This is a genomic window from Thioflexithrix psekupsensis (genome assembly GCF_002149925.1).
Lineage (GTDB): Bacteria > Pseudomonadota > Gammaproteobacteria > Beggiatoales > Beggiatoaceae > Thioflexithrix > Thioflexithrix psekupsensis.
Window position 1 is genome coordinate 892797 of sequence record NZ_MSLT01000012.1, and the last position, 15008, is coordinate 907804.

General features: G+C 42.1%; 13 protein-coding genes. 6 read left to right on the forward strand and 7 right to left on the reverse strand.

All coding sequences use genetic code 11. The annotated features are described in order from the left end of the window. Positions 1 to 10: 10 nt before the first annotated feature. Entirely contained in the window at positions 11 to 1057 is a 1047-nt protein-coding gene (locus tag TPSD3_RS08935) for a CobW family GTP-binding protein (protein WP_086488198.1), read from the reverse strand. Positions 1058 to 1095: 38 nt separating this feature from the next. On the opposite strand from TPSD3_RS08935, the gene radC reads away from it, so the two are divergent. Further along, a complete protein-coding gene (gene radC / locus TPSD3_RS08940) occupies positions 1096 to 1779 on the forward strand; it encodes a RadC family protein (protein ID WP_086488199.1) in 684 nt (227 codons plus the stop codon). Positions 1780 to 1927: 148 nt separating this feature from the next. Here radC and cysQ read toward each other — a convergent pair whose 3' ends face one another. After that, entirely contained in the window at positions 1928 to 2818 is an 891-nt protein-coding gene (gene cysQ / locus TPSD3_RS08945) for a 3'(2'),5'-bisphosphate nucleotidase CysQ (protein ID WP_086488200.1), read from the reverse strand. Positions 2819 to 3210: 392 nt separating this feature from the next. On the opposite strand from cysQ, the gene purH reads away from it, so the two are divergent. Together purH and TPSD3_RS08955 are read left to right on the forward strand one after the other, a co-directional pair. Continuing rightward, entirely contained in the window at positions 3211 to 4773 is a 1563-nt protein-coding gene (gene purH / locus TPSD3_RS08950) for a bifunctional phosphoribosylaminoimidazolecarboxamide formyltransferase/IMP cyclohydrolase (protein ID WP_086488201.1), read from the forward strand. Positions 4774 to 4808: 35 nt separating this feature from the next. Next, on the forward strand, positions 4809 to 5807 hold the full coding sequence (locus tag TPSD3_RS08955; protein WP_086488202.1) for a DUF2279 domain-containing protein: 999 nt from the start codon (positions 4809 to 4811) through the stop codon (positions 5805 to 5807). A 68-nt stretch (positions 5808 to 5875) separates the two neighbouring features. Here the strand turns inward: TPSD3_RS08955 and TPSD3_RS08960 are convergent, their stop codons facing one another. Further along, positions 5876 to 6067, reverse strand: coding sequence for a hypothetical protein (locus TPSD3_RS08960; RefSeq protein WP_086488203.1), 192 nt, complete (start codon positions 6065 to 6067; stop codon positions 5876 to 5878). A 435-nt stretch (positions 6068 to 6502) separates the two neighbouring features. On the opposite strand from TPSD3_RS08960, the gene TPSD3_RS08965 reads away from it, so the two are divergent. After that, a complete protein-coding gene (locus TPSD3_RS08965) occupies positions 6503 to 7291 on the forward strand; it encodes a hypothetical protein (protein WP_086488204.1) in 789 nt (262 codons plus the stop codon). A gap of 11 nt (positions 7292 to 7302) precedes the next feature. Beyond that, positions 7303 to 9927: a S8 family serine peptidase gene (locus tag TPSD3_RS08970; RefSeq protein ID WP_176329803.1), complete on the forward strand. Its 2625-nt coding sequence runs from the start codon at positions 7303 to 7305 to the stop codon at positions 9925 to 9927. 161 nt (positions 9928 to 10088) lie between these two features. On the opposite strand, the gene TPSD3_RS08975 is transcribed toward TPSD3_RS08970, so the two are convergent. After that, positions 10089 to 10487, reverse strand: coding sequence for a hypothetical protein (locus TPSD3_RS08975; RefSeq protein WP_086488206.1), 399 nt, complete (start codon positions 10485 to 10487; stop codon positions 10089 to 10091). 526 nt (positions 10488 to 11013) lie between these two features. Here TPSD3_RS08975 and TPSD3_RS08980 point away from each other — a divergent pair. Continuing rightward, positions 11014 to 11805 (forward strand): GNAT family N-acetyltransferase, encoded by a 792-nt coding sequence (locus TPSD3_RS08980; protein WP_086488207.1) that lies wholly within the window; start codon positions 11014 to 11016, stop codon positions 11803 to 11805. 103 nt (positions 11806 to 11908) lie between these two features. Here the strand turns inward: TPSD3_RS08980 and TPSD3_RS08985 are convergent, their stop codons facing one another. The 3 genes from TPSD3_RS08985 to TPSD3_RS08995 are packed head-to-tail and all read right to left on the reverse strand — an operon-like array spanning position 11909 to position 14715. Continuing rightward, a complete protein-coding gene (locus TPSD3_RS08985) occupies positions 11909 to 13225 on the reverse strand; it encodes a type ISP restriction/modification enzyme (protein WP_086488208.1) in 1317 nt (438 codons plus the stop codon). Between the two features lie 45 nt (positions 13226 to 13270). Further along, a complete protein-coding gene (locus TPSD3_RS08990) occupies positions 13271 to 14140 on the reverse strand; it encodes a nucleotidyl transferase AbiEii/AbiGii toxin family protein (protein WP_086488209.1) in 870 nt (289 codons plus the stop codon). Next, a complete protein-coding gene (locus TPSD3_RS08995) occupies positions 14137 to 14715 on the reverse strand; it encodes a type IV toxin-antitoxin system AbiEi family antitoxin domain-containing protein (RefSeq protein ID WP_217884409.1) in 579 nt (192 codons plus the stop codon). The genes TPSD3_RS08990 and TPSD3_RS08995 overlap by 4 nt, the downstream gene beginning before the upstream one ends. Positions 14716 to 15008: the final 293 nt, after the last annotated feature.

Genomic DNA, 15008 nt, shown 5'->3' on the forward strand with positions numbered 1-15008 from the left:
GACAATCCCCTCAAGCCGCAGTCAATTGACTGGCCAATAAAGCCATTTCTAAAGCCAACCAATCGGGTTGTCGGCCGATTTTGCTAATAAATTCAATACGGCTATTTTCACTGTCATTAAGCGTTTTTATTTCCACATCCTGCCCGACACAATTAAACAATTGCCATTCATCATTATTTAATTGAAAAATGCCTTTGGCGCGTTCAATTTCAATATCGCGTGCATTTAAAGCATCAAATAAAGCCATTAATGCTGCCTTAGAAAAACGCGTGCCTTTAGGAAAAATCCAACCACAGGCAAATCGACCTTCGCCTTGACTTTCATAACGTTGTGGACAAGGCGCGGGAACAGGTCTAAAAGAAATATGTCCTAATAAAGTATCAGTTTTTGTGCTTGAATTCGAGCCGTTTTGTTTTAACGTCGGAACAACAGAAGGGGATAATCGACCTGCTTTTAATGACAAATCTAAATAATCTAATGGAAAGCGGCCATATTCGGTTTCAATAATCGCCTGTTTTTCGGGTAAAGTCTCTAAAAAATCACGCAACTGTTTAATGTGCGCCCGATCCGCCACATCGCATTTATTAATCACAATCACATCTGCTGATAATAACTGATCATAATAAACAGGCGATTTATGCACTAATTCTAAACTAAATTGACGCGGATCAACCAGCGTAATAGAAGCATTTAAATCGAGGGCTTGACTTAACCAAGTATTGCTTAATGTTTTGACTAAACCTTTTAAATGGCCAATGCCTGTGGGTTCAATTAACAATCGATCAGGACGTGCTTGGCGAATAAAGCGCGGCAACACCGTTTGAAAGTGCATCCCCACCGCACAACACAAGCAGCCACCAGGGATTTCCTGCACCAATGCGCCTTCATCACCATTTTGCAGCGCAGCCCCGTCAATGCCGACGCGGCCAAATTCATTGACGACCACTGCCCAGCGTTCTTTGCGACGGCTGGCTTCATTTAATAAATGGGTAATGGCCGTGGTTTTGCCAACCCCTAAAAAACCGCTAATTAATGTTGTAGGAATATGTGCTATCATGAGTCGTAAAACCGCATTTTATTGTTAGGATAAAGATAATGAGCATTGCTGATTGGCCAGAAGATGACCGACCCAGAGAAAAGTTACTCACTCGCGGAGCAAATGCACTCACCGATGCCGAATTATTGGCCATCTTTTTGCGCACGGGAACAAAAGGCAAAAGCGCATTAGATTTAGCCACTGATTTATTAAACGAATTTGGCGATTTACGCAGTTTATTAAGTGCCTCACAAACTCGTTTTTGTGAAGCCAAAGGATTAGGCCCCGCAAAATTTGTACAATTACAAGCCTGTTTAGAATTAAGTCGGCGATATTTAAAACATTGTATGCAGCGTGGTACTGTGATTGAACATTCTCAAGATGTTCAGAACTATTTAATTAGCGAATTAGGTGGCCGTTTAGATGAAGTATTTGGCTGCTTATTTTTAGATAATAAAAATCGAGTGATTCGCTTTGAAGAATTATTTCAAGGGACACTAGACAGTGCCAATGTTTATCCGCGGGTGGTGGCGCGACGCGCTTTAGAATTAAATGCTGCTGCCATTATTCTCACCCACAATCATCCCTCTGGCGTAGCAGAGCCGAGTCGTGCCGATATTGCCATGACGCATACTTTACAAAAAGCCTTACAATTGCTCAATATTCGCGTGCTGGATCACTTGATCATTGGCGATGGTTATGCGATTTCATTGGCAGAGCGTCAATTATTAGTACCAAAATAAAGTTATTATTGTCTTATTAAATACTGAAATGGCGCAAATAAAAATAAGGAATAACACCTATTGTTATGGGTTATTCCTTATTAGTAAAACGACAAATTGGAATGAAAAACAAATTATTGTAAAATTCATTTTGCATTCCAGTCAATAATTATTGCTGTGCTTCGGCTAATGCGGTCTTTAATAAATGACGTTGCCACGGATGATCATTATCGGCAAAAGCCAAGAAATTGGGATTTAATAATGAGCGTTTGGTATTATAACGCAAGGGATTAAGTGACATATCGGTTAAATGTCCGCCTGCCTCCTCAAGAATACATTGTGCTGCTGCCGTATCCCATTCCGAAGTCAAACCGAAACACGGATAAATATCCGCAGCCCCTTCAGCCACTAAACACGATTTTAACGAACTGCCCACGCTTAACAATTGCGTTTGTTCGCCCAAAGAAGACACCAAAGATTGCACTTTAGGACTGTAGCGCGAATAACTGCCCGCGACGACAATCCGATTTTCTGGCATGGCGCGGGTTTGAATGACGTGAGGTAAATGCCCCGGTAGCTGTTTGTAACTGCCGCCTTGATTGTAAGCGTAGTATAAAACACCGCTGACAGGCGCGTAAATCACCCCTAAAACGGGTTTTTGATCTACGATAAGGGCAATATTGACCGTAAAATGATCGCGGCGATGGACAAATTCTAACGTGCCATCTAAGGGATCGACCAACCAATAACGGCTCCATTGTTCGCGCTCAAGATATGAAACGTGAGCGGATTCTTCTGATAAAATGGGCAGTTCTGGAGTCAATGCGCTAAGGGCTTCGACAATAATACGATGTGCGGCAATATCAGCCGAAGTCACCGGCGAGCCATCGGGCTTGTGCCAAATGTCAAACGGGGTATTGTATAACTGAAGAATGCGCTCGCCCGCTTGGCGTGCAATATCGCTGCTGGCTTCGGTCAACTGAGCGAGTTCACTGAGTCCAGTGTCTTGACTTTCGTACTCTGTCGGGTCGGGATCGGACTCGCTGATTTGGCATAACATGATAAAAACTCCTAAAAAATCGGCGTTGCACCATTGGGTGACATGTATTCATTGCTGTCGTGTTGGTATTCAACTGCGCTCACCTCGATGTGTAGCATTAATACGACATTTAATGGTAGATATACCACACTCTTTAGAAAAAAACAACTTTAATCACAGATGATTTTTGTGCTTATGGTAAAACCTACTTTAAGCGTGATAAAAGACAGACAATTTGTCGAGTAAATTTGTTGTATTTGTCCGAACTTTCCGACAATCGGTTGTGATAACACGGTGAATTATCGCGGTTATTTTTTGCAGGTGAAATAAAAACTAAGCAATATATGCGATTGCTGTGCCATATCAAAATGATTTTATATTACATTAATAGCACATTAAGGAAATTAATTATAATGGCAAAAATTAAACGGGCTTTAATTAGCGTTTCGGATAAAACAGGAATTATCGCATTTGCGCGTGCGTTGCGGGAATGGAATGTTGAGATTTTATCCACAGGTGGCACGGCTAAGTTATTGCTTGACAATGGGATTTCTGTGCTAGAAGTGGCTGATTACACGGGTTTTCCTGAAATGATGGATGGACGGGTCAAAACTTTACATCCAAAGATTCACGGTGGTTTATTGGGGCGGCGCGGGGTAGATGATGCCGTGATGCAGGCGCATGACATTCAAGCCATTGATTTAGTTGTGGTTAATTTGTATCCTTTTGAACAAACCATTGCGAATCCTGATTGTGATTTAGCCACGGCGATTGAGAATATTGATATTGGTGGCCCTGCGATGTTGCGTTCTGCGGCCAAGAATCATCACGCGGTGACGGTGGTCGTCGATGCCAGTGATTACGGTAGGGTGATGGCGGAATTATCCAGTTTAGATGGGGAAGTTTCTGATAACACACGCTTTTATTTAGCGCGTAAAGTATTCGCTCATACTGCGCGTTATGACGGTGCCATTGCCAATTATTTGGGCAGTTTGCCTGAAAATGGGGAAATTCATACGTTTCCACCCGAATTGTCTTTGCAATATCGAAAAGTGCAAGATATGCGTTATGGGGAGAATCCGCATCAAAAAGCGGCATTTTATGCAGAACACCAGCCCGCTGAAGCCAGTGTGGCCACCGCGCAACAGTTACAAGGCAAAGAATTGTCATATAACAACGTCGCGGACACGGATGCGGCGTTGGAATGTGTGAAATCGTTTGACGCGCCCGCTTGTGTGATTGTAAAACACGCTAATCCCTGCGGAGTCGCAGTCGCAGAGACGATTTTAGCGGCTTATGAACGCGCTTATCGTACCGATCCCACGTCGGCTTTTGGTGGAATTATCGCGTTTAATCGCCCTTTAGACGCGCAAACCGCCAAAACAATTATTGATCGGCAATTTGTAGAAGTGATTATTGCGCCTTCGGTGGATACGGCGGCGCGTCAAGTGTTGGCCAGTAAAAATAATGTGCGGGTATTGGCGTGTGGGGAGTGGGCGCGTCCGGTGGCATCCTATGACTTTAAGCGCGTCGTTGGCGGTTTATTGGTACAAGAGCGAGATTTAGGCGAACGAATTCGTGAGCAATTACAAGTCGTTAGCCATCGTCAACCCAGTGATGCGGAATGGTCAGATTTGTTATTTGCGTGGAAAGTGGTTAAATTCGTCAAATCCAATGCCATTGTTTACTGCCAAAAAGGCATGACGATTGGCATCGGCGCAGGACAAATGAGCCGAGTTTACAGCGCGAAAATCGCTGGCATCAAGGCTGCTGATGAGCAATTGACTGTGGCGGGGTCTGTGATGGCTTCGGATGCGTTTTTTCCCTTTCGGGACGGAATCGATTCTGCGGCCGCGTCAGGAATTACCGCTGTGATTCAGCCCGGTGGCTCTGTGCGAGACAGTGAAGTGATCGCCGCCGCTAATGAACATGGTATGACAATGGTGTTTACGGGAATGCGGCATTTTAGACACTAAAAATAATTCGTTTTTTTCATAGAGAACTGCTTAATATGCGCTTACAATTTGTTTTACCGCTGTTTTTGTTTGGTTTATCTGCTCCGCTTCATGCGGATTTATCTTTGTCCACACAATCTACGTCGATGACTCCAGCGTTGACCCGTGGGGATTTAACGTCTGATCCGCAATTGCCAGATGTGGCTAAACGCGATTCGCGGACTCGCTGGTTAATTGGGGGCTATGCGGGGGTGATTGCGACTTATGGTTTTTTATCGTGGTGGAATAAGGACGTTGAACGACATGTTTTACAACCAGATGGCACGGTGACAACAGAAACGTTCTCTAATCGCAGTTCTTTTCGGGTCAACAATGAAGGTTGGTTTGGTGAGGACAGTCCCAACGGCGGCGCGGATAAATTAGGCCATTTTTATTCCAGTTATTTAGGCACTCGTTTAATGGCGCAAACTTTCCAATGGGCAGGACACGATGCCCAAACCGCTGCCAAAATCGCGGGTTGGACGGCAGGCAGTGTGATGTTGGGGGTGGAAATTATGGATGGATTTAGCTTGGAATATGGCTTTTCTAAAGAAGATTTGGTGATGAATTTGGGCGGAGTCGCTTTGGGCGCGTGGTTTGAATTGCGTCCTGATTTAGACGAAAAATTTGATGTGCGTTTTCATTACTGGCGATCCGATGATGCAAAGTTATTGGGCGATGGCGATCCGATCTCGGATTATTCGGGACAAACGTATTTATTTATCACCAAAGCCGCGGGATTTAATGCGCTACGGGATAAACCGATTTTGCGTTATTTAGAATTGGCTTTAGGTTACGGCTCGCGGGGGTATCAGCCAAACCCCGGCCAGTTCGCCGAACAATTCCCTAAAGAAAGAAATATTTACGTGGGCTTATCGTTGAATTTGAATCAGGTGTTGAATGACACGCTATTTCGTCACCAAACCCAACCCAGCACCACTAAAAAGGTGTTAGAAACGACTTTGGAATATTTACAAATGCCCGGTACTGCATTGTTGTACGAATATCATTTGTAAGGTGGGGAAAACAGAGCGATGGGAAAGGGGAAAAGTACGAAAAATACGACGTTTCCCCTTTTTTGTCCTTAATGAATAATACGTTTTGTGGCGATAGAATCAGGTAAATCATCCCCTTCCGTAGAAGCACTATAGAAACTCGGCTGCCACTTGGGTTGTTTTACGTTGGAGACCTCGGGGGTAACGGGTTGTAATCTTAACATCAACTCGTAGGCCGACTCAGGGTCTGCGGGTACGATTTGGCGATGTTGCTTTTTCATAACTCAACTCCTTAGTGACTTTCATCGGGTGGGTCAAACGTGTCAGCCACGCTTCACTTGAATCTGAGGAAAAGTCAGCAATAAACATACCTAATTAGGGATAAATGCAAGTCACTGAGTCAACATCACTGCGCCTCCGTGGCAAACGGCATTTCCTCGCTTGCTCAACAGTGATTTGAATGATCTTATCATAACACCTTTTCATTTTTTATTGCACGATTTATCGCTTAAACGGGGCTTGATGCACGATAATCGTGCAGCGTACTTTCTTTGCCCCTATAATGCACCTGAAAATAGTCGCATTAATCGTTGTATTTATACAGTATGCTGCACTGCGTAAATAGACAGCGTTCGATTATTTTGAGTTTATGTCTAACATTAAATTTAACTTTTTGAATGTAAAGTAAAATAAAACATAAAGGATTTCTTTACCGTATGTTTGAATTACCAAAAACACCGCAGAATATGCTGGTTTTATTCGGCTTGGGCATTCGTTTATTTCAAGCGAGTTTTAAAGTTGTTTTACCTACGATTTTAATGGTTGCTTTATTGTCTATTTTACCGAGTTTATTTATCGAGAATTTATTTAGTTCAGATCAACAATTACAAGCTGAGGCGATTGCCAGTTTAATGTCGATGTTTCCTTTACAATTGGCTTTGCTGTTGTGGTTGTACGCGGCTTTGTTTGTGCAGATTGTGGCTTTTATCCGCGGACATCATTTGGCTACACGGGAAGCCTTGTCTTATGTGATGCCTAAATTATTGGTGTTGTATTTGGCGTGTTGGATTTATGCGATAGGGGTGGCTTTGGGTTTGATGGTGATTATTTTGGGCGTTTTATTGATGGTGTCGATGGTGTTTTTTATGCCTTTTGTTTTGTTTGAAAATGCGCGCATTTTTAATTCATTATGGCACAGTCATCAATTGGTATGGGGCTATTGGTGGCACAGTGCGGGTGTGTTGTTTGTGCCGATGTTGGCGATGTTTGTGGGAGGATTATCGCTGGCGGGTATGGGAGAATCGCTGGCTTATTCGTTGAATGCTTCTCCTGAATTCGCCTTGCAAATGGCACAAATTATTTATAATGTGATCTCTAGTTTTTTAACGCCTTTTATGGTTTCGATCATGGTGGTGTTATTTCATGATTTGAAATTGCGCCGTACTGGCCGTAGTTCTCTTTTATCTTCTCATGATGATGAAGGGCAACATTATTTCTTGGCTTAATGGAATTAAATATGATATTTCTTAAATGGTTAATTTCTATTGTATTTTTAGTGTTAATCGCAGGATGCAACAGCAGCGATAACAGCAGCACTGGCAGTGGCACAGGTGGTTCGGTTTCAGGGTTTTCCGTTGGTGGCCGCTTAATTGTGGCCAGTAACGTGGCCGCAGACGTGGATACGAATGATTTAAACGCGCCCGCAACAGTCAGTAATAACCAATTTGCCACCGCCCAAGTGATTCCTAATCCGGTCATGGTGGGGGGTTATGTCAATGTGTCGGGGTCTGGCAATAGCGGCCGTAGTCGTAATGCTGGGGATGTCAGCGATTTTTATGCGGTTAATTTACAACGTGGACAATTGGCCATGTTGTTTATTGCGGATGGTTCTCGACAAGGTATTGATTTGGATTTATATCTTTATGATAATCAAGGAAAAATTATTGATGCGTCAATTAATGAAGGCATGAATGAATCGCTATTTTCGCGTCAAAGTGGCGCGCATGTTATCGAAGTACGTGCGGAAGCGGGGGCCAGTAATTATGTGCTTACGCTCAGTCAAAATGTGGGAACTAGCAGTGATATAGACGACCGTGGCAGTCGTTTAAGCGATGATTTTGCGGTGGGGGAGTTAATTGTGCAGTTGGCTGAGTCTGATGAAGCGGATTTGACCGTGCAAGCTGATGTGTTGTCTGCGCTTGGTTTACAAACACAGCATTTTGATCGCAGCCGACGGATGTTATTCACGCTTGATAATAATACGTTACAAACCTTATCAACTTCTTCAGTATGTGCGGATTTTGCCAGTGAGGCCTTGTGTGATAAGTACAAGACCTTGATGCAATTGAAACAAGTGCGGCAACATCCTGCCGTATTAGATGCCAGTCCGAATCATTTATTACACGCTCATCGTATTCCTAATGATCCGTTTTTTGAATATCAATGGCATTACAAAATGATGAATCTGCCACAAGCATGGGATATGACATTGGGCAGTTCGGAGGTGATTGTGGCCGTGGTGGATACGGGAGTGTTATTAAGTCATCCGGATTTACGCGGAAAATTGGCGGCGGGTTATGATTTTATTTCCGATCCCGCGATTGCTAAAGATGGCAACGGCATTGATAGCAACCCCGATGATCCCGGCGGTAAAGAAGGCCGCGAAGCCAGTAGTAATTTTCATGGCACACACGTGGCCGGCACTATCGCCGCCGCTACGAATAATGGAGTCGGTGTGGCTGGAGCGGGTTGGTTGACACGGGTGATGCCTTTGCGGGTGTTGGGACGTGGGGGGTCTGGGCGAGAATATGATACGGAACAAGCCATTCGTTTTGCCGCAGGTTTGCCCAATGATTCCAGAACCGTTCCCACGCAACGCGCTGATATTATTAATTTAAGTTTAGGTGGTTCTCGTATTTCCTCTGGTTTTACTGAGGCAATTAACCAAGCCCGCGCCAATGGTGTAATTGTGGTGGCCGCTTCGGGTAACGATGGTTCTAACGCGCCCACTTATCCCGCAGCCTTAGATGGGGTGATTTCGGTCAGTGCCGTATCGCTTAGTAAGGAATTGGCTTATTACTCGAATTATGGCAGCACTATTGATGTGGCTGCGCCCGGTGGTGATAAGAGTACGCCTGATTTAGACGGGGATGGTCGCCCAGATCAAATTGCCAGCACTTTTGGCGATGATTCCAGTGTGCCAACTCAGTATACTTATTATTATCAACAAGGTACATCGATGGCCGCGCCGCATGTGTCGGGTGTGATTGCGTTGATGAAAGCGGTTAATCCTGATTTAACCCCCGGTGATGTTGACAGTTTACTGCGCAGCGGCCAAATCACAGATGACATCGGCCGCACAGGACGCGATGATCAATTTGGTTATGGTTTAATCAATGCGCGCAAAGCGGTGGCGGCCGCTTCAGAATTATTAAGTGGCCCGCCGCGAGTGGAGTTATCGCCCTCTTTGGTGGTTAATCCTAATTCGCTTAATTTTGGCGTTTCCACCCAAACCAGTACGTTGACGGTCAGCAACGGCGGCGGTGGACTGTTAAGTGTGACGGAAATTACAGCCGATGGGGGAAATGTGATCAGTGTGCGGCCGTTGTCTGTGGATGGTAATGGCTTGGGAAGCTATCAGGTCAGTTTGAACCGCGGCAATTTAGCCCCTGGGACTTATTCGGCAACTATTGTGTTTCGTTCTACGGTTAATACGGTGCGCGTGCCTTTAATCTTACAAGTGGCCGCACAAAATCAAAGTACCACCGGTGACGCAGGTTATCATTATATTCTGTTGGTGCAACCCGATACGTTGGAAACGGTGAAGGAAATTCAAGCCAGTGTGAGAAATGGCGCGTATTCTTTCCGCTTTACCAATGTGCCAGTAGGAACTTATCAGATGATTGCGGGTACGGATGCAAATAATGATGGATATATTTGTGATTCGGGAGAAGCCTGTGGCTCTTATTTGAGTTTGGATCAGCCGTCAACGATTGATGTGGGACGTGATATGACGTTGGCTGATTTTGCTACGACGTTTAATGTCAACTTTTTAACGGGACGAAGTGCAGATGAATCCAGTGAGTCTGGTTTTCGAGGTTATTCACGCTTGATGACGGAAGGCAAGCGAGTGCAGCCTTAACGGGTTACGCTCACCTCGTTTCAATGTCTCGATCTTTCACTTAGGCATTGAGACGAGGAAAATAGGTTGTTTGGCTATAAATAGTTAAGCAAAGATATTTAACCCATTAAAATTGTTCATAATTTTCACTTTTCTGGGATAGGGGAGGGTATTATTTTTGTTTAGGTACTCAAATAGACTAAATTTGAGGTATTTTGAGACTCTTGCGGTAAATAAGGCACTAAATCAACGCGCACATAAAAGGCTTTTTTGTCTTCTATCTGGGTGGGATTCAGTGAGTCAGGGTCAATACAATGCAGCCAATGGGCAAGTAGCGGTGGAGATAATTCTAATTCGCGCACAATGGGATCGTGTTGCGCCCGCACACAGGTTTTATGTAACGTGCCTAACACTTGGTTTTCGGTGGCAGCCATTCGGCATAGCATGGCTTGTTCTAAGTAAACAAATTGGGACAAGGCTTCACATTTGGAAAAACTCATTTTATAGCGTAATTGTACCGCGTATATGTCAAACGGAGATGTTTTGATGAGCGAAAAAGTGATGTCGTCAATAATTGCCATGATTTATTTTAGAAAATAAAGAAATGATAAGTCGTTAAATAAAAATATTCAGCTATAAGTACCTAACGGAAAATAATCTGGTATATCAATATTTCTACCGCCCCCCAGCCCCCTCCTGCTAGGAGGGGGAGAAAGAGGTTATTTTTATGGTTAAAATTTAACAAGATAACCTCATCTCTTCTTTCCCCCTCCTAGCAGGAGGGGGTAGGGGGGCGGTAGAAATGTGAAAATTCTGAACGTTTTTAATACCTTAATATTTTTATTTAACTACTTATACCAAAATTAAGCCATTTATAAAATTTTTCTGTCAGAATCAGAATGTACAGAATTTAGGGTAGAAATGTGGATAGTCCGTATTATTTTCGTTTAGATACTTATCCCTGCAAATTCCGTTCAAAAAAAGTAAAGATCACGTCATCGTGATGTCATTTGCTTGTCATTGAAACTTCATTGAGCAGTCATCTATGCGCAATTTGACCTGATTATGCTTGTCCGTTATCACGAAAACGCACAGGAATTCACCCTTATGGACGCAGATGCTACTCTTCTATCTCCTGTTAAAACCGCTCACAATGAGACGGTTCATCTGGCTACTTCTCCACAAGAAATACGTCAAGCACAAGCCTTACGCTATCAAGTTTTTGCCGAAGAAATGGGGGCGGTATTGCATGGTGAGGAAGGCTATGATGTGGATCATTATGACCAATTTTGTCATCACTTGCTGGTGAAAGACAGAGAAACACAGCAAATTATCGGCTGTACGCGCATTTTAACCAGTGATCAAGTGGGACAAGCAGGCGGATTTTATTCGGAATCTGAATTTGATTTAACGCCTATTTTCACGTTGCCGGGGCGTTTTATGGAAATTGGCCGTACTTGTATTCATCCTGATTATCGTAATAGTCATGTGTTGGGTTTGTTATGGTCGGGATTGGCGCAATTTATGGTGATGGGGAATTTTAATTATTTGATGGGTTGTGCAAGTATTCCAATGAGTGCGGGATATGAACACAGCAGTTTGGATCGGTTGCAGTCTCGTTATGCCGTAGCGACACATTTGCAGGTGCAGCCGCGTTATCCTTTGCAAGCGCGTCCTGAGTCGGTGTCGGTGAATGAGGAAGATGTGGTGATTCCTGCTTTATTAAAAGCCTATTTACGTTTAGGCGCGCAGATTTGTGGCGCACCGTGTTGGGATGCGGATTTTAAGGTGGCGGATTTGTTTATTCTCCTTGATATGGCTAATTTACAACGACGTTATGCGCGTCATTTTGTGGAACGAGTACAGCCTAAACCCGCTCAACACATGGTTTTTGCTTGAGTTTTTTTTGGGATTTTTGTGCAAACCATTCAGAATTTTCACGCCTGTTAGGAGGGGGAATAATGGGTTGTTTTTGTTTGGGGATTTAAGTTTTTTGTAAAATTCATTCCTCAAAATTCCCCCGATTAATTCCTTTCACAATTTCCACTGTTTTTAAGCTGACTGTAATGACTTTGCCAATGAGTTCAAAAATATAACGCGGCTCGTCAAAACGATTCGGGTCATTAGTGATACCGCTGCGCTCGTCGGTTTTAACTTGGTATTGGTCGATAACCCATTGTAAGGCAGAACGGTTGCCTAGTTTGTAATCGAAAACTTGGGGCGGAATGCCTTTTAACGTTAATGTGTCGTTGTAAATGAGGGCGGTTTTGTCTTTGTTTAGGCGCATTTTTTCAACGCGCCACTCCAGTTTGCCTTTAATTTCGTCGTCTAATTCGTAGGGTTCTTGTTGTTCGTAGTTTAAATGTAGTTCGGCGAGTTGCTGCCCTGCTTGGCTGATTGCCCAGAAATCGGGCACGTAAGGAATACGTGGCAGTTCGCGTTTTAAGTTGGCTTGGTATTTATCGCGGTAGCCTTGGTGGTGCAAAAATCCATAGATGTAATAAAAAATGTCCCATTTGCTGATGGTGTTGTCTTTGTAGTGGGTTTGGTAGGCGTTTAATGCCCAATTCGTGATGTTTTCTTGGCGGTGGCTGCCGTCTTCGGTGTAGGTGTAGAAGGGGAAGCATTGTGAATCCCCTGTGAAATGCAAATCAGGAATTACATTTGTCATTAAATTATGAAAAGGTTTATTGTTTCCAACAGCACTACAACAAATCACTTTATTTTCTTTTTCAGTTTCTGGCGTTGGGAAAATTGAGGGAAATTGTCCACGTCTATGGGTAAATATTTTGTCAAAATAAAGATATTGTTTAGAAAATGGACGATAAAGAGAAAATCTTATATTTTCTTGATTAAACTCAGCAAAAATTAAATTCTCAAGATGTTTTTTCAGGCTACTACTCCAGCTAATTTTTTTATCATCATAATTAGCAAAATCATCTATTCTTATTTCTTTGAGTTGTCTTGATAATTTTAAAACTTGATCATTATAAAATTCTATGCTGATTTGCATGTTTTCTGCTAATTTACTTTCATTAAAATGATAAGCCCAAGCATCTCTTGTTGTTTCTGCACCACGACTATAAACCTGAAAAATAATCCCTTCCGCATCCGATTTATTCGCTTTTCCTGCCTTCGTTCCCATAGGCAAAAAATTGTCAAAACTATCGTGTAAGCCTTCAGTGAGCCAATTATGTTTGCTGTCGGGCGTAATTTCCTGCCACTCAACATTTTTATAACTTTCTTTTTCAGCTAAAAATTTTAGCTTATCAACCCGTGTCCAGAATTCGTCCACTCTTGCGTAATAGATTTTGGCCATGATTTTAAGAGCGCATTAAGTTGGTGAAAAGTAGAAATAAGCCCGTTATTTTAAACATGAGTCATCTAAAATAAGTACTTGTTCAAAAAAATCTTTTAGATCAAAAATAACCTGCTCAAATTCAACATAATCAGCATTAATTCTTTTTAGGAACGCTGCCCAATCCTCTTCTTTTTGATGAATGAACGCTGGTGTAAAAATGGCTATTTCACTTTTAGGAAACTTTGTGCCGCGTTGTTGAAAAGTTGCCTTAATGGCTTGCCATAAAACGGTTTTGTCAAGCGCATTGTGTTTAAGCAAAAACCAAATATCATAAAAATCTTTCATGCGAGAGTTGCTAAAATCTAGCTTAATTATGGCTTCAAATTTTTCTGCAATAACGCTATAAATGGGATAGGCTTTTAATTTAGGTGCGGGAAAATGCAGTAAACAAGGATACTCTACCTCTTCTGCTTTAGGTGTAACAATATCGCCAAAACCAATATCTATTTGAAGGCTACATTTTGCTTGTTCAATACGCGCTTGAAATGTGATTCTTACCCCTGTATAGGCTTTCTCAGCTCGAATAGCTTCCCCTTTTATCATGTCAGATAAAAACACAATACCATCATCATTAACTGCTTGATCACAAATTTCTTTAAATACGTTTTCTAAGTGAACAATGTCAGCATTGCCAAATCCCAATAAATCAATATCACGGGTTGCTCGATGAGATGCGCCTGTCCACAAAATTAAAAGCATTCCACCTTTGAGTAAAAACTGTTCACGGTAAGGAGAAATTCCCAAACGGTAAAGAAATCGCTCAAACGCATAACGCTGTAAAATAAAATTAAAATCTTCTTTTTTTTCACGCGACAAATTAAGTAATTTTTGCCTTACTGATACAGCTATATTTTTAATCTGTTTTTTTGTCATATAGCGAGAAACTCCAAATAAGGCTGCATCACTGTTTTTACCTTACAAATTTCTGCATATTCATACAGTTCTTGCATCGTGCAACGGCGTTCAGACCAACAATTTTTTAAGGCTTCTAAAGCAATATCTAACCCGATTTTATTACGGTGTTTAAAACAATCAGCCACTGTTTTAGCAGGGTTATAAATTGGCACTGGCACACCATTTAGAATATGAAACTCGCGGCCTGTTTCTAAAGCCTGACCAGAAAATTGTACATAATGTATAGGTATATCTTTTGGAATTGATGTATTAGGCGGAACGGCTAACCAAACTTTAAATGGCAATTGAGTGGTTAAATGATGAAAATGTAAAGCGGATAGCAAGCATATTGTGCCTTTTGGCACCGCTTTAACCGTTTGAATTAAACTAAAATGTTCATCTATTGTAAATTCAGTTGAAGCATACAAGCCCTTGCTCAATCGCATAACTTGACCCGTTTCATAAAGTTTACGCAATTGAGAATGTTGATTTTTTTTAATGCTTTTACGGCGAAATATGCCTTGTTGTTTGATGAAATCAATCAGTTCAGTCATGGCTATTCCCAAAATTTTATGGTTTAAATTTGTTTAATTGCTTATTATCCCACAATTAATACAATATTACTCTATGCGTTCCTCTTTTTTGCCACATTTAGCCTACTATAAAAAAAAATTATAGAATCAACTATTTAACAAGTCTATAAAATCCGTTATTGTAACGTTTATATTTTTGAATAGCCTGATACATCCCACAAGGTTTGTAGCAGATTTTTTATGAAAACAGGGAATAAATGCAAATTTACGGTTAAATTCTCTAAAAATAAAATTCTATTTCATGCAAGCTCGCG